Origin of the sequence: Mariniradius sediminis (assembly GCF_021491425.1) — a bacterium.
In the GTDB taxonomy this organism is placed as follows: domain Bacteria; phylum Bacteroidota; class Bacteroidia; order Cytophagales; family Cyclobacteriaceae; genus Mariniradius; species Mariniradius saccharolyticus.
Genome location: NZ_JAKEVZ010000002.1, coordinates 1 through 23,868, shown reverse-complemented (window position 1 = coordinate 23,868; position 23,868 = coordinate 1). Strand labels below are relative to the sequence as shown.

Annotated in this window: 24 protein-coding genes; 16 read left to right on the top strand and 8 right to left on the bottom strand. The window is 47.6% G+C overall.

The window, feature by feature from the left end; translation table 11 throughout:
* Positions 1-25 precede the first annotated feature (25 nt).
* The 4 genes from L0U89_RS02910 to L0U89_RS02895 all read left to right on the top strand — a co-directional run bounded on the left by L0U89_RS02910 (position 26) and on the right by L0U89_RS02895 (position 3,377).
* Positions 26-1,777, top strand: coding sequence for an ABC transporter ATP-binding protein (locus L0U89_RS02910; protein WP_234860152.1), 1,752 nt, complete (start codon positions 26-28; stop codon positions 1,775-1,777).
* A 133-nt stretch (positions 1,778-1,910) separates the two neighbouring features.
* On the top strand, positions 1,911-2,129 hold the full coding sequence (locus L0U89_RS02905) for a hypothetical protein (RefSeq protein ID WP_234860151.1): 219 nt from the start codon (positions 1,911-1,913) through the stop codon (positions 2,127-2,129).
* The gene (locus tag L0U89_RS02900) at positions 2,126-2,452 is read left to right on the top strand and encodes a type II toxin-antitoxin system RelE/ParE family toxin (RefSeq protein WP_234860150.1); all 327 of its coding nucleotides are present in this window, start codon (positions 2,126-2,128) and stop codon (positions 2,450-2,452) included. The genes L0U89_RS02905 and L0U89_RS02900 overlap by 4 nt, the downstream gene beginning before the upstream one ends.
* 214 nt (positions 2,453-2,666) lie before the next feature.
* Positions 2,667-3,377: a peptidase associated/transthyretin-like domain-containing protein gene (locus L0U89_RS02895; protein WP_234860149.1), complete on the top strand. Its 711-nt coding sequence runs from the start codon at positions 2,667-2,669 to the stop codon at positions 3,375-3,377.
* 246 nt (positions 3,378-3,623) lie between these two features.
* Here L0U89_RS02895 and L0U89_RS02890 read toward each other — a convergent pair whose 3' ends face one another.
* Both L0U89_RS02890 and L0U89_RS02885 read right to left on the bottom strand, forming a co-directional pair.
* Entirely contained in the window at positions 3,624-4,559 is a 936-nt protein-coding gene (locus tag L0U89_RS02890) for an NAD-dependent epimerase/dehydratase family protein (RefSeq protein ID WP_234860148.1), read from the bottom strand.
* 28 nt (positions 4,560-4,587) lie between these two features.
* Positions 4,588-5,457 carry a TraB/GumN family protein gene (locus tag L0U89_RS02885; protein WP_234860147.1) on the bottom strand — a complete coding sequence of 290 codons (870 nt, stop codon included), beginning with the start codon at positions 5,455-5,457 and terminating at the stop codon, positions 4,588-4,590.
* 265 nt (positions 5,458-5,722) lie between these two features.
* Between L0U89_RS02885 and L0U89_RS02880 the strand changes: the two genes are divergently transcribed.
* Positions 5,723-7,402, top strand: a complete 1,680-nt coding sequence (locus tag L0U89_RS02880; protein ID WP_234860146.1) for a bifunctional metallophosphatase/5'-nucleotidase — start codon at positions 5,723-5,725, stop codon at positions 7,400-7,402.
* Between the two features lie 76 nt (positions 7,403-7,478).
* Here L0U89_RS02880 and L0U89_RS02875 read toward each other — a convergent pair whose 3' ends face one another.
* Positions 7,479-8,711, bottom strand: coding sequence for a DEAD/DEAH box helicase (locus L0U89_RS02875; protein WP_234860145.1), 1,233 nt, complete (start codon positions 8,709-8,711; stop codon positions 7,479-7,481).
* 259 nt (positions 8,712-8,970) lie between these two features.
* Between L0U89_RS02875 and L0U89_RS02870 the strand changes: the two genes are divergently transcribed.
* Both L0U89_RS02870 and L0U89_RS02865 read left to right on the top strand, forming a co-directional pair.
* Positions 8,971-9,525 (top strand): cupin domain-containing protein, encoded by a 555-nt coding sequence (locus L0U89_RS02870; protein ID WP_234860144.1) that lies wholly within the window; start codon positions 8,971-8,973, stop codon positions 9,523-9,525.
* A 6-nt stretch (positions 9,526-9,531) separates the two neighbouring features.
* Positions 9,532-10,380, top strand: coding sequence for a helix-turn-helix domain-containing protein (locus L0U89_RS02865; RefSeq protein ID WP_369413235.1), 849 nt, complete (start codon positions 9,532-9,534; stop codon positions 10,378-10,380).
* Between the two features lie 51 nt (positions 10,381-10,431).
* Here the strand turns inward: L0U89_RS02865 and L0U89_RS02860 are convergent, their stop codons facing one another.
* Positions 10,432-10,896 (bottom strand): DUF1905 domain-containing protein, encoded by a 465-nt coding sequence (locus L0U89_RS02860; RefSeq protein WP_234860142.1) that lies wholly within the window; start codon positions 10,894-10,896, stop codon positions 10,432-10,434.
* Between the two features lie 205 nt (positions 10,897-11,101).
* Between L0U89_RS02860 and ygiD the strand changes: the two genes are divergently transcribed.
* The 7 genes from ygiD to L0U89_RS02825 all read left to right on the top strand — a co-directional run bounded on the left by ygiD (position 11,102) and on the right by L0U89_RS02825 (position 16,025).
* Positions 11,102-11,935 (top strand): 4,5-DOPA-extradiol-dioxygenase, encoded by an 834-nt coding sequence (gene ygiD / locus L0U89_RS02855; protein ID WP_234860141.1) that lies wholly within the window; start codon positions 11,102-11,104, stop codon positions 11,933-11,935.
* A gap of 101 nt (positions 11,936-12,036) precedes the next feature.
* Positions 12,037-12,507, top strand: a complete 471-nt coding sequence (locus tag L0U89_RS02850; RefSeq protein ID WP_234860140.1) for a YHS domain-containing (seleno)protein — start codon at positions 12,037-12,039, stop codon at positions 12,505-12,507.
* Positions 12,508-12,524: 17 nt separating this feature from the next.
* Positions 12,525-13,601, top strand: coding sequence for a hypothetical protein (locus tag L0U89_RS02845; RefSeq protein ID WP_234860139.1), 1,077 nt, complete (start codon positions 12,525-12,527; stop codon positions 13,599-13,601).
* Complete coding sequence (locus L0U89_RS02840) at positions 13,591-14,271, top strand: Crp/Fnr family transcriptional regulator (protein ID WP_234860138.1); 681 nt, start codon at positions 13,591-13,593, stop codon at positions 14,269-14,271. Before L0U89_RS02845 ends, L0U89_RS02840 begins: the two co-directional genes overlap by 11 nt.
* Positions 14,272-14,345: 74 nt before the next feature.
* The gene (locus L0U89_RS02835) at positions 14,346-14,777 is read left to right on the top strand and encodes a DoxX family protein (RefSeq protein ID WP_234860137.1); all 432 of its coding nucleotides are present in this window, start codon (positions 14,346-14,348) and stop codon (positions 14,775-14,777) included.
* Positions 14,752-15,255: a hypothetical protein gene (locus tag L0U89_RS02830; RefSeq protein WP_234860136.1), complete on the top strand. Its 504-nt coding sequence runs from the start codon at positions 14,752-14,754 to the stop codon at positions 15,253-15,255. The genes L0U89_RS02835 and L0U89_RS02830 overlap by 26 nt, the downstream gene beginning before the upstream one ends.
* A gap of 155 nt (positions 15,256-15,410) precedes the next feature.
* Entirely contained in the window at positions 15,411-16,025 is a 615-nt protein-coding gene (locus L0U89_RS02825) for a DUF1349 domain-containing protein (protein WP_234860135.1), read from the top strand.
* A 13-nt stretch (positions 16,026-16,038) separates the two neighbouring features.
* Here L0U89_RS02825 and L0U89_RS02820 read toward each other — a convergent pair whose 3' ends face one another.
* Positions 16,039-16,671: a hypothetical protein gene (locus tag L0U89_RS02820; RefSeq protein WP_234860134.1), complete on the bottom strand. Its 633-nt coding sequence runs from the start codon at positions 16,669-16,671 to the stop codon at positions 16,039-16,041.
* A 312-nt stretch (positions 16,672-16,983) separates the two neighbouring features.
* Positions 16,984-18,090: a serine hydrolase domain-containing protein gene (locus L0U89_RS02815; RefSeq protein WP_234860133.1), complete on the bottom strand. Its 1,107-nt coding sequence runs from the start codon at positions 18,088-18,090 to the stop codon at positions 16,984-16,986.
* A gap of 187 nt (positions 18,091-18,277) precedes the next feature.
* Here L0U89_RS02815 and L0U89_RS02810 point away from each other — a divergent pair, with 187 nt between their 5' ends.
* Positions 18,278-20,308 (top strand): S9 family peptidase, encoded by a 2,031-nt coding sequence (locus tag L0U89_RS02810; protein ID WP_234860132.1) that lies wholly within the window; start codon positions 18,278-18,280, stop codon positions 20,306-20,308.
* A gap of 240 nt (positions 20,309-20,548) precedes the next feature.
* Positions 20,549-22,219, top strand: a complete 1,671-nt coding sequence (locus L0U89_RS02805; protein ID WP_234860131.1) for a SulP family inorganic anion transporter — start codon at positions 20,549-20,551, stop codon at positions 22,217-22,219.
* An 87-nt stretch (positions 22,220-22,306) separates the two neighbouring features.
* Here the strand turns inward: L0U89_RS02805 and L0U89_RS02800 are convergent, their stop codons facing one another.
* Together L0U89_RS02800 and L0U89_RS02795 are read right to left on the bottom strand one after the other, a co-directional pair.
* On the bottom strand, positions 22,307-23,170 hold the full coding sequence (locus L0U89_RS02800) for an RnfABCDGE type electron transport complex subunit B (RefSeq protein WP_234860130.1): 864 nt from the start codon (positions 23,168-23,170) through the stop codon (positions 22,307-22,309).
* Between the two features lie 327 nt (positions 23,171-23,497).
* On the bottom strand, positions 23,498-23,868 hold a 371-nt coding region (locus L0U89_RS02795; protein WP_234860129.1), incomplete at its 5' end, for an integrase core domain-containing protein.

Here is a 23,868-nt window from a genome sequence, read left to right as displayed (position 1 = left end):
GTTAGAAAATGTTTTTAACCCCACTATGGCAAAATCAAGACCGAAGGAAAACAGGGTCACTATGGCCCATGTTTTCAAAACCATCATTTGGCCCAGAAGGAGGCATCTTTTCACCGGCCTTTTTTTGATCATTATCTCAAGACTTTCCGGCCTCGTGCTTCCCGGAGCGAGTAAGTTTTTGATCGATGATGTGATTCCATCCAACGACCTCGACTTGCTAAAGTGGCTGGTCATTGCAGTTGTCGCGTCCATTACGATTCAAGCAGTCACCTCTTACGCATTGACCCAAATCCTGTCCGTGGAGGCCCAGCATTTGATCTCGCAACTCCGTGCCAAGGTCCAGCGCCACATCATTCAGTTGCCCATCAGGTTTTTTGACAATACCAAAACAGGCGAGTTGGTATCCCGCATCATGACTGACGTGGAGGGTGTGCGTAATCTGGTGGGTACCGGCTTTGCCCAAATGATTGGCGGGGTGTTGACGGCGGCAATTTCTTTGGGCTTGTTGATCTACATTTCGCCGCTGATGACTTTGTACGTCTTGGTACCTGTGATCATTTTTGGGCTTATTTCATTAAAGGCTTTTGGAAAAATCCGACCCATTTTCAGGGAGCGGGGTAAAATCAACGCCGAAGTCACGGGCCGACTGACAGAGACCTTGGGCGGTATCCGCGTAATCAAAGGCTTCAATGCGGAAGCGCAGGAGATCAAGACCTTTGAGTCCGGGGTAGAGAGGCTCTATCTCAATGTGAAGGCATCTTTGACTGCGACGAGTTTTGTGACATCCTCGGCGACGTTTCTGCTCGGTTTGGCTTCGGCCGGCATTATGGGCATCGGTGGCTATATGATCATGGATGGGCAGATGACCTTTGGGGACTTTTTGGCATTTACGCTTTACCTCGGCTTTATGATCGCGCCCATCGTCCAAATGAGCAATATCGGCAGCCAGTTTACGGAGGCATTTGCAGGACTGGACCGGACCGAGGAGATCATGAATACGCCCTTGGAGAATGCTTCCGGCAAACGTACCATCCAACTCCCCGGACTGAAGGGAGACATCCAATTCAAGAACGTTTCCTTCGCTTACGAAGAGGGGAAGGAGGTTTTGAAAAACATCAGCTTCCATGCTCCTGCGGGTTCGGTGACAGCTTTGGTGGGGACTTCAGGTTCGGGAAAAACGACCATCGCTGGATTGGCAGCCTCGTTTTTGAATCCGGAATCGGGTATGATTACCGTGGATGGGGTGGATTTGCAGCAGTTGACCTTGGATTCCTACCGTTCCCAGTTGGGCGTAGTGTTGCAGGATGATTTCCTATTTGAGGGAACGATCCGGGAAAATATCCTTTTCCCCAGACCAAGCGCGACTGAATCCCAACTACTGCAAGCAGTAAAGGCGGCCCATGTGCATGAGTTTACGGATAGGTTCGAAAAGGGCTTGGATACTCTGATCGGGGAACGTGGCGTCAAGCTGTCGGGCGGACAAAGGCAACGGATCGCAATCGCACGGGCGATATTGGCTGATCCGCGGATTCTGGTATTGGACGAGGCTACTTCCAATCTTGATACGGAAAGCGAATCCTTGATTCAGGCGAGCCTCAAGGAATTGATGCAGGGAAGGACGACTTTTGTGATCGCCCACAGGCTCAGCACCATCCGACAGGCAGATCAGATCCTAGTGATCGAGCATGGCCAAATCGCCGAACAGGGCCAGCATGAAGAACTGATCGAGAAGAAAGGAAGATACTATCAGCTGTACACCTATCAGGCGAGGATTTGATCAAGAACGGAGAGGGAAGTAGAGGAGTCGGAAAGAGAATGGCTACTGTTTATCATCGACCTAATGCCTATGAGTATAGCGCAAGCCAGAGAAAATAAAATAGAAACTGTTATTTTTGAATAAATTGAAAGTTATGGCAAGGCTTACATTGGAAATCGAAGACAAGAAACTCAAGTTTTTCAAAGACTTGGTCCAACACCTCTCATTTGTGAAAATCGCTGAATCCGAATTGGACGAGGACACGGACGAGCAGGTACGTGAAAATCTGAAGGCCAGCGCTAAGGAACTGAAGGAGGTTTTAGAGGGAAAAAAGAAATCAAGACCCGCCAGAGAATTCTTGGAGGAGTTATGAAATTCCGGGTAGATTCCATTAAAAGCTTCGAACGAGAGGCTCAGCGCTTGAAAAGAAAATTCCCGTCCCTCAAAAATGAACTCGGCCAATTGATTGATGACTTAGAATCGAATCCCTTCCAGGGCACACCCCTAGGAAGGGGATTCTATAAAATCAGGTTGGCAATTAAGTCGAAAGGTAAGGGAAAGAGTGGTGGCGCAAGGGTCGTTACTTTTGTCAAAGTGGTGGATGAATTGGTATATCTTGCTTCGATATATGATAAATCTGAAAAATCAGACATCAGTATCGAAGAGCTGAATAGGCTTTTTGGGGAAGTCGAATGAGGGTTATCTGAGTATTTCTTAAGCGGGAGAAATTTAAAGAGAAAGTGTTAATTTTGATTGAATCGAAAGTTATTTGCGATTCCCTATGCTTTCAATAAGTTGACCACATATGGAAAAGGTTTAAAAGGAACCCAGCGGGTTCCGGATGACACCGTGTTTTTGGTGCCGAAACCGGATGAATTTGTAGGTTTTTAGTTGTTTTAGACATAACTCTATGAAAAACAGTAGATTGAGAATAACGATTGAAAATCCTTGCAATAAGATAGATTGGACAAGTATGTCTGACTATGAAAGAGGGAAATTTTGTTCAATCTGCTCTAGGGGTGTAGTAGATTTCTCTAAAATGACAGATGGCGAAATCGTCAATTATCTGAACAGAAGTGAAGAAGCTATTTGTGCCAGGTTAAATAAAAGCCAAATGAATAGGGTTTTGGAAATCAACAAACCCAATAAAATCAACCATTGGAATAAAATTGCTGCAACATTTGCTTTAATGACATTTACAACGGTTGCTTCTGCAAATAATGTCCTAGACAATGGTTTAAAGATGGAGTTGAGCATTAATGAATCGATAGAAGATAAGAAGAAGTATATAGTTAAAAATCAATCAAATGACAGCATTCCCAAAATCATTAAGGGTAAAGTCATCGAAGAGGGTTGGGATCACCCTGTTCAAACAACTGTATTTGTAATGGGTACAAAAATCAAAGTAGAAACAGACTCTTTGGGTAATTTTGAAATATTAATCCCAAAAAAATATAGGAAAGAAGAGATTACGCTTGTAGTTGAATCTACAGGAGTAGAAGGAGACACTGTGTTAACTTTAAATGTTTCAGAGTTGCCAAAAGATGAGGTAATTATTACTAAAAAACCGATGGCAATCGGAGAAGTAATTAGGATTAGATGGTGGCAATTTTGGAAGTAAAATAGACGAGAGTAAAAATTATAGGGCAAAGAAAACCTCGGGCTTTAGGTGGAGGCCTAGTAAGGTTTTTTTAGTATTTTTCATGTCCGGGAGTTCTATCAGCTGTTCTTTTTGGGTGACAAATCCCGATTAAGGAAAACAAACAGTTATTTCAAGAATCAAAACAATATTGTTCCAATCATTCAATCCTGACCCGCAATTTTTCCCTCGTTGACCTTTATCCAATAACCCTGTAACCAATCACTTTCACCTCCCCTTCAAACACGTCTTTAGTCCCGTCTGGATATCGGTCGGCTTGAGGCCATAAGCCTTTTCGATCTTGGAGGAATCAAAGCAATAGTCTTGGTCCAATTGGTAACGGAGTTCGACAACTTCCTTGAGAATCGGGGTAAAAATGCCCAACAGCTTGACCATCCATGCAGGCACGACCATCAGCTTGTTGCTCATGTTCAGCTCCTTTGCCACTATTTCCACCACTTCTTGTCCAGTTGGATACTCAGGGGAAGTCGGCAGATGCCATACTTGGTTCCAGGCGCTTTCGTGCTGCACCAATTCGGCCATGGCCCGGGCGCAATCGGGGATATAGGTAAACGAGTGCTTCTTGCTGCCGCTGTACAGCCATTGTGGCGTCTTGCCAGCCAGCATCCGGTTGATGACGGTTTCATGGAGGAAACTCAATTTGGCGCCAGGGCCATAGAAATCCGCCGCCCTCACAATCATGGCTGTCAATTTGGAGGAACTGATCGCATCCAATACCATCTGCGCTATCTTTGCCCGTACTTTTCCCTTTCCGCTTTCCGGCCGCATGGGCGTGTCCTCGGTCAGGTGACCGACATGTTTCGGGTCATAGGCATACATGTTGTCAAAAAAGACCAGCCGTGCACCGTGTTTCTCGCAGGCGTTCAGTACGTTTTCCATGATCACCGGCCATTGTTGTTGCCAGGTTTTCACGTTGTAGGGAATACCCGTCACCAAATACACCACAGAGGAACCAGCCACAGCTTTTTCAACATCCGTCGAATTCCATAAATCGGCCTTTACCAATTCATCGTTGGCGTTAATGGCTTTCGGGTTTCTGGAAACGAGGCGGATTTGGACCGGCTTTTTGGAAAGTTCAGTGGCGAGCGCGGTGCCGATATTGCCCGTGGAGCCCAAAATGGTGTGAATGGTAGAGGTAGCCATTGGTGTCATCGGTTTTGAATAGTGAAGATTATTTGACGGCTTCGACCTTGTAGCCCGCTTTTCGCAGTAATTGGATCACGCCAGAATCGGACGGCAGGTGGCCGGCACCGACAGCAATGAAGGCAGATTGGTTTTTGATCAGCTCTTCGATTTTTGGGATCCAGTTTTCGTTTCTTTGCTTCAACAGCAGGTCACCGTATTGTTGGAACATCTCATTGTCCGTGATGATCTGATACATTTTTTGGAGGTCTTGCGAAAGGTAGGTTTCGACGAGTTGGTTGAGTTCGGCAAGCGCGTCCTTTTCCGTTACCATTTCTGCTAGATCATCGATTTGGATCTTTTGCGGGATTTGGTCAAACATGCCAATTTGGAATGCGGCTGTCTCGAGGCCGATCACTTTCTTTCCTTGGGATTTTGCTTTTTCGGTGAAAAAAGTCTCGTAACTGCTCTGCTGCTCGCAGGGAAGCATTTTGATCATCACCATTGAGGACAATACAAAAGGCTTCAGAATGCCCAATTGGTCCAGTCCGGCCCCATAGTGCTGGGTCAAAAATCCACTCAGCGCGGCTGCCTGCTCGTCTGTGAATTCGCCTTTGATATTCTTGAAACCGGGATTGATGGAGAGCTGCTGCATTTCGGCCATCAGGTTCGGGTCGGTCATGTCGATTTCCAAAGCAAGGACTTGGGCGGATTCGAGGGCTTTTTCGATTTTTGGTTCCATCCAGAACTGCTCCTCGCAGATGATGTGGATTGTGCCAAACAGGTAGGAATCCTGTTTCAAGCCTTTTCCGCTGATCCGCCAGAGAAGTGAATTGTCAAGGGTCTGTGAAATGGATTGGAGGACGAATAGCACGGAAAAGGCCAGCGCTAAAAATGTTTTCGATTGGACGGATTTCATATACAAGGATTTCAACAAATGGTTTTAGGATTTCAACTTTAATCAAATATACTGACCTGCGGTGTAAAATGGTATTGTTGTTAAGGGTTGCAGGAAAAAGGTGATGGGTCAGTCTTTTCTCATTCATGGAAGGCCCGCGTGTAACGATTGTCACAAAATATGGGATAGGAAATCTGCATTTTTATGCCGTTCAATTAATTTGCCTAAGTCCATGCTTTGCACGAATATGTAGGTATCATCTCACCAAACTTAATTTAAACCCAAAATGAACCCATCCAAAAGAGACTTCCTCAAGAAAATGACCGCACTCGGTGCAGGGTCCGGCTTGCTTCCATTCAGCGGCTTGGCCAATGCAATTGGGCATTCGGAGGAGCAGACAGGTAAGCCAGAAAGGTTTACTGTCGGCCTGTTTCAGACTACCGATGTGCATTGTCAGTTGCATCCCCATGATGAGCTCTTTTGGGAAAACGGAAAGACCGTCTTTAGGAAAACAGGTGGATACGCTGAAATGGCCGCTTTTTTGGAAAAGGAAAGGGCAAAGTATAAACATTCTTTTCTGGTCGATACAGGCGACATGTTCCAAGGTTCCATGCTTTCGGTCAAAACCGAAGGCCAGGCTTTTGTGCCGATTTTGAATGCCCTCGACTACGACTTATATCTTCCGGGTAACTGGGAAGTGATTTATTATAAGCCAGCCATGCAGTCCCTGATGGGATCGCTGTATGCGCCAAAAGTCTGCGCCAATATGTACCATGACCTCGGCAATGGGGAAAAAGGCGAGCTGATTTTTCCTCCCTACTACATTTGGCATGTCAATGGCGTCAAAATCGGATTTCTTGGCTACAATGACCATTTGGTCCCACAGCGTCAATCCCCGAACTACAGCAAAGGGATCATTTTCACCAAACCGGAATACAACCTCAAGCACTACGTCGATGTCCTCCGTAACCAGGAAAAGTGTGCATTTGTCGCCGTACTTTCCCATACGGGCCTTTCGCAGGAGATACACTTGGGCAACCTTCCGGAATGCGAAGGTGTGGATTATATCTTTGGGGCCGATACCCACGAGCGTGTGCGTGTACCGATCCAATGCAAATATGCCAAAGTAGTGCAGCCAGGGGCTTTTGGATCTTTTGTAGGGAAATTGGAATTGACTTTCGAAGGCGGAAAAGTGGTAGGGGAGCGCTATAGCCTTTTGGAAGTGGATGCGAACAAAACGAAACCCTCAAAGGAAATGCGGGATTTGGTACAACAAGCCGAAGCGCCGTTTTTATCCGAAATCAACGAGGTGGTAGGTCATTCGACAATTCCGCTCTATAGATATTTTGTGATCGAAAATCCGATCGATACGATGGTCTTGGATGCCTTGGATTGGCAGTTGCCAAACATTGATATCATCCTGTCTAATGGTTTTAGGTTTTGTCCGCCCAGAGCCACACCCGACGGAACCGGAAATATTCCAATCACCAAAGGCTTTATTTTTGACATGCTGCCGGTGGATTCGGTCGTGCGAACAGGAGAAGTCACGGGTGCACAAATCAAAACTTGGCTCGAACGCGAACTCAACAACGTATTCGCAGAAGATGCCTCCAAGCGGTTTGGGGGTTGGGTGACCAAGTTCAAAGGCATGGAGGTAGAATTCTATGCGTACGGCGAGGAAGGCAAGCGGGTGAAGTCCATTACCGTCGGCGGTCAGGCAATCATCGATGACAAAGTGTACTCCATCGCGGCCTGCGAGCGGGACGGAGACCCTGCGGATATGATCTGCCGGATGCGCAATGTGAAAAACACCCAAAACACGTCCTACACGCTTCATCAGGTGATGGTCAACTACCTCAAAGCCAATTCCCCGGTGACGCCGACGCCAAGGGGAGCCGCTAAGGCATTGGACGCCCCCGCTACGCTGCTGACCCAGGTTCGGGGAGTTGACTATGAATTTCGATAAAATGAAGCAAGGGCTCCAATAAACCGGTTTTTGGTATTGGAGCCCTTGCTTTGAATGTATTGTAAAAACCGAAGAATTACCGTCTCCAGCGATTTTTGCGGTTTTTGTCAGATGATCTGTTTCCGGATTGACTTGCCGGTTTTTGGGCTAGTTTTGCAGGAGTTGGTTCCGGTACCACTCCGGTAAACGGAAAAGGATGGTCTTCTATCACGGGGATTTTTTTACCGATCAACTTTTCAATATCCTTGAGTTCCTTCAATGTTTCTCCATCCACAAAGGACATGGCCAAGCCCGAATTTCCAGCGCGTCCCGTGCGGCCAATGCGGTGCACATACGTTTCGGGAATATTGGGCAGGTCATAATTGAAGACATTGGCGAGTTCGTCGATATCGATCCCACGGGCTGCTATATCCGTCGCTACCAACACCTGCAGCTTGCCGCTTTTGAAGTCGTTGAGCGCGTTTTGTCGGTTGTTTTGGCTTTTGTTGCCATGGATGGCTGCGCATTTGACCTTTTCACGTTGGAGTAGCTTCACGACTTTGTCGGCACCGTGCTTGGTCCGTGTAAAGACAAGTGCGGATCCGATTTTTTTCTCCTGCAAAAGATATAGCAAGAGCGCCGGTTTATCCCCTTTGTTGGTGTAGTACAGCTGCTGTTCGATTTTGTCCACGGTGGAGGACGGAGGCGTCACTTCCACCAATGCCGGATGGGTCAAAAGGCTATCAGCCAGTTTTTGGATTTCCGGGGGCATCGTTGCCGAGAAGAACAAGGTTTGCCTTTTTGAAGGCAACAGGGCGATGACCTTTTTGACATCATGGATAAATCCCATGTCGAGCATGCGGTCTGCTTCGTCCAAGACGAAAATCTCCAGTTTGCTGAGGTCGATGTATTTCTGTCCGATCAGGTCAAGCAATCTGCCTGGGGTAGCCACCAATACGTCCACGCCCCGCTTGAGGGCATTGACTTGGTGGAGTTGGGAAACACCGCCGAAGATGACTGTATGGCTGATTTTGGCAAACCGGCCATAGGCGGCGAAGCTTTCGTCGATTTGGATTGCCAATTCGCGGGTAGGGGTAAGTATCAGGGCTTTGATTCCTGGACGGTGCTGTTTCTTTTCAGCCAAATGCTGGATAATCGGGATGGCGAATGCGGCCGTTTTTCCTGTTCCTGTTTGTGCGCAGCCCAAGAGGTCCCTGCCCTGAAGGACGATTGGGATTGCCTGTTGCTGAATGGGCGTGGGTGTAGTGTATCCTTCCTGGGCCAATGCCTGAAGGATGGGATCAATGATTCCGAGATTTTTAAATGCCATTTTGAAGTGGGGCCGACCAAGATGTTGTACGTTCTTAAGGGTCGGAAAGTAGAAGGAAAAGCGGCCTACAACGGACCGGACTTTTAACAAAGTGGGACAAAGGTACGATTTTTTCGGGTATAAACTACCATTTGAACCAAAATCGTAATTCTCCGAAGTTCATTAGCGTGTCGGAAGGGAAGAAAACAATGTCCGATTTTTACCACTCGATCGATTTTGGGCCAGGGTATTTTTGTGACACAACAACTCAACATAAACCATGAAACGAAGAAAATTTCTCTTAACCTCCGCTGCGTTGACGGCATTTGGCTCAGATCTGATGGCATTTCCAATCAGGAAAACCGAGGGAAATGAAGGCTTTTTGTTGAAGGCAGGCGAAGCAAGGCACGGCAAGCATACGCCGTTTAAAGGCATCAACCCCAACGATCTCAAAATTTCCTCCAAGGATACCGCGGGACAGTTGTCGGTATTTGAGTATATTGGAATGGAGAAAACCGGACCTGCGCTCCATGTTCATCTGGAACAGGATGAGGTTTTCTACGTCGTGGAGGGAACGTTTCTGTTCCAATTGGGTGAGGAGTTTCATGAACTTGGATCGGGTGACACGATTTTCCTCCCGAGAAACATTCCCCACACCTGGATCCAGACTTCAGACCGGGGCAAATTGGTCTATTTGCTCCAGCCTGCATTCAAAATGGAAGAGTTTTTCCAAACCATGCATGACCTTGGCAGGGCACCAACCGCGGAGGAGGCACAAAAAATTTCACTGGACCATGGAATTAAAAATGTCGGACCTCCATTGACTTTAAGATAAGACTACATGATTCTCAAGGATTTTTTGCCAAGCCCGCATCTGCGGGAATACGTGAGAAAACACCAGATCATTAGGTTTGAGTTTGGGTCGAGGGCATCAATTCCTGCTAAGGTGTATTGTCCCCGACCCGAAATTTGCCTTTTATTCTTCTTGAGAAATGTCCAAAAAGTCAACATCCACGGAAGCGCAGATGTGCTGAGCCATTATCGCTGCACCATCAATGGACTCCACACCCTGGTAACCAACCGACATACGGGCAACGATTTTTGGTGTTTGCAAATAGTCCTTCAACCAAGCACCTTGTACCTACTGACCGGGATTCCTGCCTTTGAACTCACCAATACGTTCATAGACGCCGAGGCCATTTGGGGCAAGGAAATCAGGACGGTTCACGAGCAAATGTGTAATTCCGATGAAGTCGAGGCGGTGATTGGTCTGGCAGAAGCATTTTTGAATCGGTTGATAAAAAATTCAAAATTCGGATTGCAGGGAATAGACAAGGTGGGGGCGGCGATTTTGAATCAGAAAAGGCCACTTTCGATAGACACACTTGCTTCCGATTCCTGTCTCAGCAGCCGGCAATTTTTGAGGAGATTTGTGGAAAGGACTGGGGTTGGTCCCAAACTTTTTGACAAAGTGGTACGGTTTGAGCGGGCCTTTTTTATGAAAAATGCCCACCCGCATTTGGACTGGCTTACAATTGCATTGGCATGCGGATACTATGATTACCAGCATTTGGCCAAGGATTACAAGTACTTTACCAATATGACTCCGACTGGATTTTATGAACTCGATACCAAAGCGCCCGAGCGCACATTCGGCGTGGTGGAGGTCAGGCAGGATTTGGTTTTCTGAAAATTGGATCGGACCCCAAAAACAGGAGTCAAGTGGGACGGGGTTGGCAGACTAAAAATTCCGCTCCAACTGCTCGATCAGCCTAACAATTTTCTGCACTTTCCGATCTTGGATTTTCAGATCGTTGATGGATTGGATGTGCATTTCGCGTTCCTCTTCGGGAAGCTGCAGGAACCTTTCGAGTGCCAGCGGCGCGTCTTTCAGGCAAGTCATCAATTCATCGTCAGCTTCCTCGATCGCCTCGGTGAAGAGCCTGACACGTACCCAGTCACCTTCTCCTTTTCCTATTTTTTTGCGGATTTCTGATTTCACGGGAAGGAAAAGCACCCCTTTGCCAAAAGGCATGAGGGTCATTTCAGCAAACTCATAGGAATCGATCTGTCCGCTGACTTTGCGCATACCAAAGGGGATTTTCTTCTCTACCAGCAGCTCGGGAAACAAAAGGAAAGTCCAGCCTCCCTTTCCGGGGAACTTTTCCAATTGGCAGTCTTTGTCGACAAGCAGTTGAAGTTCCATCTTCATCTAGAAATACAATCCCAAAAAACCTGCTCAAATTTAGTGAACCGTCCCCAAAAGACCCGCTTAGATTACTCCGAATAAATCGTGTTCAAGCGTCCGTTGTACGGAGGGAAATTGGCTTCCGCGATCATTTGGATATCCTTGAAAAAAATCTGTTGAACCAGGGATTGAAATTTTCAGATTCCTTGTTCAAATTCTTTATATGGCAAATTCACTCCATTCACTTTACAATTGGTCGCTCGATCAGCTGAGTCAAGATTTGATGCCGACGCTGTTTGTCGGACATGGCTCACCGATGAACGGGATCGAAAACAACGAATTTTCGCTGCAGTGGCAGCAATTGGGTAAGACACTCCCCCGGCCAAATGCCATTTTGGTGGTCTCGGCACACTGGCTTACCCGGGGCACACATGTTACCGCCATGGATTTTCCGGAGACGATCCATGATTTTGGGGGATTTCCCAAAGCCCTCCACGAGGTGCAATATCCTGCGCCGGGAGAACCGACATTGGCAAATTGGATGCAGGAACATTTTTCCAATCCGTCCATCCATACAGACCATGAATGGGGCCTTGACCATGGGGCTTGGACGGTAGTGCGCCATATGTATCCGGATGCGGATATTCCAGTGTTGCAACTGAGCATTGATTACCATCAGCCACCGACCTTTCATTATGAATTAGGCAGGCAGTTGGGAATATTGCGGAGAAAAGGCGTCCTGGTGATTGGCAGTGGCAATATGGTGCACAACCTTCGCATGGTGGCTTGGGATAAATTGGCGCAGCCGGGATTTGGCTATGATTGGGCGATTGAGATGAATGCGTTTTTCAAAGGAAGGATTGCGGATAAGCGGCACGAAGATTTGTTGGATCTGGAAAAAATGGGAAATGCGGGACGATTGGCAATCCCGACTCCCGACCATTACTATCCTTTGCTGTACATTCTCGGTATGCAAGGAAGCGCGGATCAGGTTTCAATTTTCAACGACCGCTTGGTTGGAGGTTCGCTGACGATGACTTCGGTCACGATAGGATAGCTCACTTTGATGATTTATGATAAATCTTGCGGTCGTGTCGAGTAGCTGACAAATTCGGGCCACTTTCTTGGCGAACTTTATAGGATCATTCAAATCATGCTATGAGATATACGATTGGGTTCCGACTATGGAAGGTTTTGGCTTTGGTATTTTTGGCAACCGCCCTGTTCGTCCAATGCACATTGGGACAAGAAGGGGAAGTTTTTGCTCCGGGCAATAAGGCCATACGAGGCTATGATCCAGTGGCGTATTTTTCAGAGAAAAAGCCAGTCCTTGGTAACGAAAAATTCAAATTCAAGCATATGGGTGTCGATTGGTACTTTTCGACCCAAAAGAACCTCGATTTGTTCAAGAGCGATCCTGGGAAATATATGCCCCAATATGGTGGCTATTGTGCATTTGGAATGGCTGGCGGATATAAGGCTTCCGTTTCCCCTGATGCTTGGACGATCGTGGGGGGGAAACTTTATTTGAACTACAGCAAAAAAGTCCAAGCGGACTGGTCTAAAGATATCCCCGGAATGATCAAAAAGGCAGACCAAAATTGGCCGAAGGTGAAGGGGTCAAAGTGAAGCGGAAAACAGACTGAATGCAAAGACTCGTAGACCATGCTACCTTATCCCGGCCAAAGTGGCTTTCTTTGGATGATCCCACGCAACTGACCAATCGTTTTGAGTTTTGGCCTAGTTGGACGATTTTTCTTCCTATGGCGCTTATGATGCTGATCTTGTCGGTCAGAGCCAGGAGCCTTACATTTTTCCGCTGGGCCAATCCCGGAATCGAAAATGGAGGTCTTTTTGGGTATTCGAAATCTGCGATTTCAGATAGTTTTCCGAGAGTAAACGTACCCAAAAGCCTCTTGGTCGCGTACCGAGGTAACGAAGTTGAAATCTCAGAAACGCTCAGGGGAAGCGGGATTGATTTTCCACTTTTTTTGAAGCCCAACCAAGGCGAGCGTGGCAGGGGCGTGTGCAAAGTGGAGGATCATGCAGGTTTGCGCAGGTACTTTTCCGAAGCTTCCCATGGCGATTACCTGATTCAGGAAGAAATTCCAGAAGGTATTGAATTTGGCGTTTTTTGTATAAAGGATCCCAAAACCCCGCGGGTAAGAATATCCTCACTCACGATAAAAGTACCGCTCAGGGTTGTGGGTGATGGCTTTTCTTCAATCGGGCAATTGGCAGCAATTCATCCTCGGGTGTCTCGGTACCGACACGAAGTCAAAACGGCGAATGATCGATATATACCGGGCCATGGCGAAGTGGTCCGATTGAGTCGTATAGGAAACCATTGCCGTGGGGCTACTTTTTTGGATTGTAGCCCCTGGATCGACCGAAACTTGGAAGATGTTTTTTCCGCAATCTGCAAGAATGCCGAGGGCTTTTTTTATGGACGCTTGGACGTGATTGTACCCGAATGGGAGAGTCTTTGGGAAAAAGACGCCATTCGAATTATTGAGGTAAATGGAAGTAATTCCGAACCAATCCACATTTATTCTCCAGGCTTCAGCTATTGGTCAGCGTTGGGTGTGATTTGGAACCATTTGGATGAAATGGCTACGATTGCCCGCAAAAATTATCAGACAACGGACACGGCGTACAACTGGCGCACCTTTCTTAAAAATCATCTAAATTACCGCAAGACAAGCAGGAAAAATGTCGGATGATATCAAATATTGGCACCTGAGAAACCACAAGTTGTTTTGGGTCTTGAATAATTCCCAAATTCGGCAGCTTTGTATATTGGCCAATTTCAAAAAGGCAAAAAAGGGAGAGATTTTTCAATTCAGTGATCCGGAAAATCCCCGTATATATTTTCTAAAAAAGGGTAACATCAAAATCGTTGAGGTAGATGAGTCGGGGAATGAGCTGATCGTGGACATCATCCAAAAAGGGGAGATTTTTGGTGAGCTCGACAACGGATTGGGAAAGCCAGGCAACGAGTATGCGCAGGCCCTTACAGATCAGGTGGTGCTTTGCAGTTTTTTTGTTGCGGATTTCGAAAGGCTTTTGGTAGCCTACCCCAATCTCGCGCTGACCTACACCAAGTTTGTAGGGTTTCAATTGAAGCGTATCAAAAATAATTATTCCAACCTTTTTTTCAAAAGCGCCAAGCAGCGGTTGATATCTTTCCTCAAAGACTGGGTCGACCGTGAGGGAACCCAAACAGAAGGCAGGGTCTACCTCAAAAACTATCTTACCCACCAGGAGATTTCACAGATTATCTGTACTTCACGGCAAACCGCCACCCAAATCCTCAACCAATGGGAAAGCGAAGGCATCTTAGTTTACTCGCGAAAGGAAATCATCATCAATGATCTTAATAGGCTAAATTGACGCAATTGCAATCTGGCCGACATTGCTGAATGCATGATTTTGAGAACTTACATCCGCACTAAATTCTCAGCAGCATGTTGGATGGCCCCAGCTTCCCGCCCAATTCGCCGGTCAACCTTAAAATAGTACTCACCGTACTCAGGTTGATTTCCGCGGCAATTTTGTTCCAGTCTTTGTTTTACAAGTTTGGTTCACATCCTGACTCCATTTTGCTCTTTGGCACTTTGGGTGTCGAGCCTTGGGGCAGGTATCTGCTAGGCACTGTCGAGTTGGCAATAGTTGTGCTGCTTTTGATTCCCAAAACCTCCCTTTTGGGTGCGATAGGCGGTATTGGCGTGATGACTGGCGCTATATTCACCCACCTGTTTTTTATCGGCATTAATTTCAATGGCGACGGAGGCCGGCTATTTATGCTGGCCTCAGGCTGTTTTCTTGCCTGCTTTCTACAGTGTCTTATTCTTAAAAACCAAATCTTAGGCTATGTCAAGCATAGACACTTTATTTGAAGCCAATGCGGAGGTACTTTCCGAGTTGGTCGGATTTTTAGAACAGATTCGGGAGGAGGATTACCGGGATATTTCCCAACTTTTCGGGGATGCCAGCATTGGGCAGCATTGTCGCCACATTATTGAATTTTACGAGTGTCTTGCATCGCAGTACGATGCCGGCGTGATTTGCTATGATCTTCGAAACCGGGATGAGCGCTTGCAGTGCGACCCAGGTTTTGCTTTGGAAAAGGTCCAAGGACTTCAGGAAGCGCTGAGGTTGCCGGATAAGACGCTTTTGCTCGTGCAGCAATACAATGGCATGTCCCATTCCAGCCAGACCACCTTTTCCAGAGAGCTGCTGTACAATATGGAGCATTGTGTCCATCACCAAGCGATGGTCAAGTTGGCGACACAGCGCCTTGAATACATGCTTTTGCCGACCGACTATGGTGTTGCAAGGTCAACGAGGGAGTACAGGAATTCGGCTGGGAAGTAGGCAGTGCGGGTAATGCAATGTGATGGGTGTAAGGTAGATTCCCAGTTTGATTTTTTATAACTTCCACGCCAAAACTCGGACTTATGAGATTGAGCCAAATTTTAATCCCGTTTGTTGCTGCCCTTCTCTTTGGATGTTCTTTAAATGATTCGAAAATGAAAGCTTGTTTGGTAGAAACGCCCACGTTTACCTTCAGCCACAGCCTGAACGATGCCTGCGATGCCGTGATCACGGATCAGCTCGGGAAAATCGTATTCAAAAGCGGCCCAAAGACCGATTTCTTTAATGCTGCCGATGCCAAGACACGGTATGGGAATGCACCGATTTTGGCCCGGGAAATCGACAATACCAAACCTTTTTCTTTTTCGGCAAAAGTGAGCCCCACCTTTGGAAAGATGTACGACGCCGGGGCACTTTACCTTTACGAGCATGATATGCATTGGCAAAAGTTTGCTTTCGAAATGGACGAACGCGGGGCCACCCGTATGGTCACTGTCAGGACGGTGGATACTTCGGACGACGCCAACCACGAGATCATTCCCCAACCGTCTGTGTACATGAAAATCGCATCAAATGTCGAGTCAATTGGGTTTTACTACTCACTCGACGCGGAGGTCTGGCAGCTTTTGCGGATTTATAAAAACGATTTTCCCACAAAAGTCTATTTGAGCATCAGTTCCCAGTCTCCGATGGGTGAAGGTATTGAAGTTCTTTTTGAGGAAATCCAATTTGAAGAAAAGTCTCCTGCTGACATGCGCAAGGGGATTTGAAGAATGGCCGCAATCAATTCGGCGCGATCCTCATGGTCTCGTTAGAAAAGGTAAACAGTTTTCCATTATCAAGTTCTACCTCGATGTCCACCACAAGTTGTGTCGCTTGGTCAGGCCTTGATTTGCACTTGAGGTAAATCCGCTCATCCTTTTGGAACCGATGGTTTCGGGCAATAAAATCGGGGATCCGAAATTCCTGCTGGAAATTCTGCGTCAGGACAAAATGCGCGTTGATAGTTTCGCCAGCTGCAAAAGATACTTGATTGTTGAGCGTGACAGGGGATTTGTTGATGATCCGCAGACCGCGCAGTGTTTCGCTCGAAAAGGAGTTAGCCGGACTGCAGGCATAGGCTGCCGGAAATAGTCCTCCCGTTTTGGGTTTTTCAATTGCATCGCTTATTTCTATCAGTAGCGAAACCCAGATGGCTTTGAACAATCCTTCGTGGAAGTAGAAGCGATTCGGTTCGATGGGGCGGTTTCTGTCTGTTCTATAGAGGGTCTCGATCGAAAATGAATTCGCTGAATAGAATCTTTCTGCAAAAACAGGCTCACATCCACAGGGTCCGTCACAGTTTTTTATGCAGGATATGGGCACCACACCGATGAAAACTAGGATCAAAAGGACTTGTGCAAAACGAATATTCATATCATCCGAACTTCATGCATTTGAAAACACTGACACTCGCAAAAAGGTTTTTGGAGATTTTGTTTTTTGATAATTCACCTATTGTTTATGCGGTAAATTAGATAAAGGTTTATTGAGTTTAATGTGAATATTCCGAAAAAGTATTGTTAAATTTCGAGCGGTTTAGCGATCTAAATCAATTTTTTAACTCTATAACCACAATGAAAACGCCGGGATAACCGGCGTTTTTTTTGATTCAATTGTCGACCTTTTTGCCTCTTTGAGAAAATCCAAAATGCCACGATGCCGTCCCCAATGCGATTTACAACTTGGTTAGTTTTTCGCAAGAATGCCAAGCTGGAGATTTATCAAGTCCTGCATATGCTCATGCGCATTGTTATTCAACAGGATCAGCGTCTTATTTTGCTCGATCAAGCGGACGATAATAGTCTTGTAGCCGGGGTTATCGCCCGTGTGCAGCACGATTTTCCCCAATTTCGGGTCTTGTTGGATTTCCCAGCCGAATCCGTAATTGCTGAAGCTGCCGTCATTGAGTCGGGTGGGAGAGAAGGCTGCTTCCAAGGTTGCCTTGCTGACCAATTTTTCGGTGTAAAGCGCTTGGTCCCATTTGAGGAGGTCTTGCGCCGTACTGCTGATACGACCGGGGCCTTTGCGGTTTCCCAACCACACGGTATAATCCGATGCATGGAATCTGTTGGCATTGACGTATTTGCCGCTATCGTCTTTCAGATGGCCTGCGGCAAAATTGGTCACGGCGGCTTTTTCGGATAACGTTCTGATATCGGTGTTTTTCATACCCAAAGGCTGGAAAATCCACGCTCTTGAGAGTTCGATGAAATCCTTTCCCGTCACCTTTTCCACGATACTTGCCAATAAAACATAGCCCGTGTTGCTGTATTCGTATTTCTCCCCGGGCTTGGCGAGCATCGGCGGCTGGTAGCGGCGCAAGTATTCCAAGATATCCGCATTGCTGGCCACTTTGGTTTTGTCCCAATGCTGGTCCATCACTGCCTGATAGTCGGGAAGTCCATTGGTATGGCTCAGCAATTGCCGGATGCTGATCCCTTTGTAGGGAATGTCGAGGTACTTTTCCACCAAATCCTCATAGTCTAAAAGCCCTTTTTCGGCGCACATCATGACCATCATGGCGGTGAACTGCTTGGAAACAGAAGCCAATTCAAAGATATCCGTGGTCAGCAGCGGAGTGTTGGTTTCGAATGAGCGATAGCCTACCGCTTTTTCGAATACGATTTTGCCGTTTTCCGCAATCAGAATGACACCCGAAAATCCCTTATCTCCAGCTTCTGAAAATGCCCTTTCAAAAGGAGAAACCTGCGCATGGGAATGAAAAAGGCTGCTGAAAAACAGCACGAACAAAAGCATCAAAGCCGCAAAGGAAGGCAGTATTCGAAAAGTCATAGCTGATGGGTTTTGGACGGTTTGGATCAAATGATCTCCAAAATCAACATAAAATCCTGATTTTGGAAATGGGATAGTTAGAACGTTGACTTTTGGAGTTTGTGGTTCGGATTTGGTTCCTTAACTTATGACGGGCATTAATGCTTCTTATTGGTCGATAACAGTCCTAGAACCCAACCACCGGTATATGAAAAAACTTTCCCTTTTCGTTATTGCGCTCTACTTGCTGATCGCAGTTCCCGCTTTTGCGCAGCAAAAGTCCAATATGGAACTGATGGACTTGTTCGATCTGGAGTATATCTCGGATCCCCAGGTTTCCCCCGACGGTACCAAGATCGTCTATGTGCGCAACTTCAAGGATGTCATGACCGATCAGGATTATTCCAACCTTTGGATCATCAATGCAAACGGAACCCAAAACCGTCCCATCACCCAAGGCAATCAGCGGGACCTTGCGCCGCGTTGGTCACACGATGGCAGCAAGCTGGCCTTTCTGTCCAATCAGCAGGACAAGAAAATGAAGTTGTTTGTGCATCATTTTGACACCAATACGTCCATCGCGTTGACAAACTCAGCATTTCCTCCGGGTGCGGTTTCTTGGTCTTACGACAATCAGACACTTGCATTCACGCAGTTTGTCCCATCACAAAAAAACTCACCACTCAAACTGCCTTCCAAACCCGCGGGCGCCACTTGGAATGATGCCCCCATCTATATCGATGAAATGGTCTATCGGCGAGATGGTGCCGGCTATGTCAAACCGGGCCATCGGCAGATTTTCACCATCGGGCGGGCGGGAGGTACGGCGAGGCAACTGACTTTCGACGAAAACGACTACGGTACTCCGATTTGGTCAAGAGATGGAAAAAGCCTCTTCTTCTCCGCCAATCTCCACGAGAACAAGGACTTTGAACCTGCAAATTCTGAGATTTACCAGCTCCTTCTTGCCGATGGCAGCATCAGGGCGCTGACCAGCCGATTTGGTCCGGATTCGGAGCCCTCACTTTCACCCGATGGGAAGATGATCGCATTCACGGGCAGCGACGACAGCTTCCAAGGCTATCAGGTAACCAACCTGTACGTGATGAACGTGGATGGCTCGGGAGTAAAAAATCTCAGCGCAGACCTCGATCGCGACGCATCCAACCCACAATGGGAAGCCAACGGCAAGGGAATTTACTTCCAATATGATGAATTCGGCGATACCAAAATAGGCCATGTGGCCCTCACGGGAAAGATCCGGACCGTTACAGAAAAGTTGGGGGGACTCGATTTGGGTAGGCCTTACAATGCAGGTACGTTTACGGTTTCCGCCAACAATGTATTTGCCTATACATTGGGAAGTCCAGACCATCCCGCCGATTTGGCTGTGTGGCAAAACGGGGAAACCAAACGCCTGACCGCGGTCAATGACGATGTTTTCTCCTATAGAAAAATCGGGAAAACCGAGGAGATTTGGTGGAATTCGAGCTTTGACGGAAAACGGGTGCAAGGTTGGGTGGTGACACCTCCGGATTTTGACCCCTCCAAAAAATATCCACTGATCCTCGAGATCCACGGTGGTCCGTTTGCGATGTATGGGGCCTCTTTTGCCTATGAAATCCAAGCCTATGCCGCGGCGGGTTACGTCGTGCTCTACACCAATCCGAGGGGCAGTACGGGTTATGGACAGGAATTTGGCAATGCGATCCACCATGACTATCCCAACCATGACTATGAAGACCTGATGTCGGGCGTGGACGCAGTGATTGCCAAGGGATATATCGATACCAAAAATCTGTTTGTTACTGGAGGTTCCGGTGGGGGCGTATTGACCGCTTGGATCATCGGCAAGACTGACCGATTCAAGGCGGCCGTGGTTGCCAAACCCGTGATCAATTGGTACAGCTTCGTCTTGCATGCCGACAACCCAGTCTTTTTCACCAAGTATTGGTTTGGTTCCAATCCCTGGGAGGACCTGGAGCATTACCACAGGAGGTCGCCGATTTCACTGGTTGGAAATGTGAAAACACCGACCATGCTGCTCACGGGCGAGCAGGATTTCCGCACGCCGATGTCCGAGACCGAGCAGTACTACGCGGCGCTCAAGCTCCAAAAAGTCGAATCTGCCATGGTCCGCATCCCCAATGCTTCCCACGGCCTCGTTGACCGTCCGAGCATGTTGATGAGCAAAAGCGCAGCGATATTGAGTTGGTTTGAGAAGTACAGAGAACGGTAGTAAGCTACCCTTCGCTGTTTTTTCTGCTTGCATAGGGTATGAGAAATCCCATTATCACCTTGGATGGTTTGGTATGCCGATATCATTTGTAGAAGGTGAAATGAAGGTTTGCAAAAGAGCGTAAAGTGGAGATCTCAGGGGTTCGGATCGGTTTCAAATTGAAGAGCGGATTTTGCAAATGGATTTCATGCCGGATGGTGAAAAATGCTTATCTTTCTTTTGGCCCAAGGATGTTAGAAATTGAATATCAACCTATCCGTTAGCAACGTTTTCCGCATCATTCAATGGATTCCCCAATACAATTGGGGTGCCTTTCGGTTTGATTTGATTGCCGGAGCCACGCTTGCCTCATTTGTACTTCCCGAATCGATGGCCTATGCCCATCTCGCTGGTTTGCCCTCCGAAGTAGGGATTTATTGCTGCATTGCCGGAGGCTTGTTGTTTGCCTTGTTTACCACCGGACGTCAGATTGCCGTCGGCCCAACTTCCGCCATCTCGCTCATGGTGGGGGCCTCAGTAGCCGTGCTTTCTGGAGGGGATTTGGAGCGGGCTATCGCCATCGCTTCCCTGACGGCTTTTGCAATTTTTGTAATCTCGATTTTGGCATATTTCTTCAAGTTAAGTTCCCTGATGAGTTTCATCAGTGAAAATATCCTACTCGGATTCAAAGCGGGTGCGGCTTTGTCGATCATTTCTACCCAACTACCCAAATTGTTTTCCCTTCATGCGGAAGGAAGCAACTTCTTTGTCCGCATGTATAACTTGATCCCCAATTTGGGTGAAACAAACCTTACCGTGCTGATTTTTGGAGTTATTGCATTTTCGTTACTTCGTTTGGGGCATCGGTTTTTTCCGGGTCGACCGATTTCCTTGCTAGTCGTAATCGGGACTTTGTTGGTTTTTGCCTTTTATCCATTAGCTGAATATGGCTTCCAAATGGCGGGCGAGGTACCCTCAGGTTTGCCTGAAATCAAGAGGCCGAGTCTGCGTTTTTCGGATGTCGATGGGATTTTTGGACTTGCACTTGGCTGTTTCTTGATGGGATATGTCGAGACGGTATCCGTCGCGCGCACATTTGCCGAAAAGAACAACTACCAAATTGATCCGCAGCAAGAACTGCTGTCGTTGGGAATGGCCAATCTGGCCACTAGCCTCACCGGGGCCTATCCCGTCGCCGGCGGGCTATCCCAATCCACTGTCAATGACAAGGCCGGTGCAAAAACACCGATGTCGCTGATCATCTGCTCTGTTGTATTGATCTTGATACTCTTATTTTTGACCGACCTGTTGAAGAATCTCCCGGAAGTCTTATTGGCAGCGGTAGTGCTGGATGCTGTTTTGGGATTGATCAAAATCAAAGCGCTCAAGGAGATCTATGGAATCAAGAAAAGTGAGTTTTGGATTGCCATGGTGGCCTTGGGTTGTGTGTTACTTTTCGGAATATTGAAAGGAGTGCTTATTTCGGCGATTTTTTCAATCCTGGCAATGATCGTGAAATCGAAAAATCCCAAGATTCCTGTTTTGGGTATGATTCCTGGCACGGAGGTTTATTCGAACATCGAAAGGAACCCAACAAATGTGGAGATTCCGGGTATCAAGATTCTGAGGGTGGATTCCAGTATTCTCTATTACAATGCTGAATTTGTCGAGAACCGAATCTTGGATCTCAGCGCCGACCCTTCCATAAAGACGGTGATCGTCGATCTGAGCTCAGCGCCTTTTGTCGATGTCACTGGGGCGAAAACATTCTTCAAGATTGCCGAAAAGCTGAAGGAGACCAAGAAATCACTTCGGGTTGTTGGGGCACATTCTGAGGTGAGGGATATTCTGAGAAAGGTTCACCTCGAAGAGCAAATCGGCGAAATCAGCAGGCGGGATACGATACACGATGTAGTTTCCGAAATGAAGTGATATTTGGACAGGCAGCCATCGCTTGTCGGTATTCGAGAAATCAACTTTTTTCCTACCGAAAAACCTGCCACAATTATTCCTTTTGCCTCAACTCTCCCCAACCCGCAGCCTTCCCTTTCGGATGATCTTTTTGGCTTCGGGGCCTTTGGTGACGTTGCCGTCCGATTCCAGCCATACGATGGCACCGGTGGGGCAGCGTTGGATGGGGACTTGGGTTTGGTGGTTTTTGGAATAGTCGATGAGGGGAAGGTTTTGTACCATGGAGATCAGGTTGGGGGCATCCATGGCGCATTTGCCGCAGGCGGTACAGCCCACTTCGCAATCTTCCAAAACCGCATCCCCTGCTTCCAGACTTTTACAGGCTACCCAAAGGCGGTGACTGACGGGATGGATGGAAAAAAGATCCTTGGGACACACTTCCACGCAGTCCCCGCAGGCGGTACACTTCGCTTCGTCCACCACGGGGATTCCGAAGGCATTCATGGTGATGGCATCAAAATCGCAGACTTTTTCGCAGTCTCCATGCCCGAGACAACCCCAAGAACAGCCTTTTCCCCCGCCCGAAATCAGTGCCTCACCCCGGCAGGAGGAAATGCCCGCATATTTGGCGCGGTTGATGGCGACGTTGAAACCGCCGGCACAGGCGAGCCGGGCAACCCGTTTTTCCTCCGCACCCGCATCGACTCCCAGGTAAGCAGCAATGGCCTGCCTGCCGTCTTCGCTGCTGACCGTGCATTTGGCTGGACTCATATCACCTTTGACCAAGGCCTCTGCAAAGGGTCTGCATCCCGGATATCCACAGGCTCCGCAGTTGGCATGGGGAAGCATGCTCTCGACGACGTCGATCCTCGGGTCTTCGTAGACGTATAGCTTTTTGTTGGCGAGGATGAGCATCAGCGCCAAGAGTAGGGTCAAGCCCCCAAGTGCCAATAATGCGGTGATGATGGTCATGGCGTTGATTTAGTTGACTTGTTATTAGTTATTGGTTATTCGGTACTCGAGGTTATCCCGCTTTTTCGAAAGCAGGATTGGTGCTGATTTATGTGGCGTACTGCTTCTGGAGAAGAAGCACAGCCGATCGATTGAAAGAGATTGCTTCGTCGCGGGAAAGCTTTCTCTGTTCTTTAAATCATTTCCGTCGCTCCTCGCAATGACGTGTCTCTGTCACGTCCTGAATTTAGTTGACACTTTTTTCATTGTTTTTCTTTTGTTTTCAATCCTCTTAAATGCTTCAAAGTCCAAGCGGTGAAACCAGTCAAGGCCGACGCGTAGCGGCGTTCATATAGCCTTGACGGGTTTCCTGCTTGGGCTACCTTTGCGTTTGAGAGATGAAAACAATGACAATCCCTTGTGGATGTCGCTTGGCCTGTTCATACCCAAAGACAGGTGGGGCCTCTTGTCGTTGTATGCCCATACCGCGTGTTTTGCCGCCGCGTATGCTTCCTTTTGGTTGGCGAACTTGGCATCCAACAGGTATTCGGTTTTGAGTATGCCGTTTACCCTTTCCGCCATTGCGTTGTCGTAGCAGTTGCCCGCTTCACCCATGCTTGACCTTATCCCGGCCTTCTTCAATATGGCGACATAGGCCTTGCCGCAGTACTGGAAGCCCCTGTCCGAGTGGTGGACAAGGCCTTTGGGGTCCGGACACT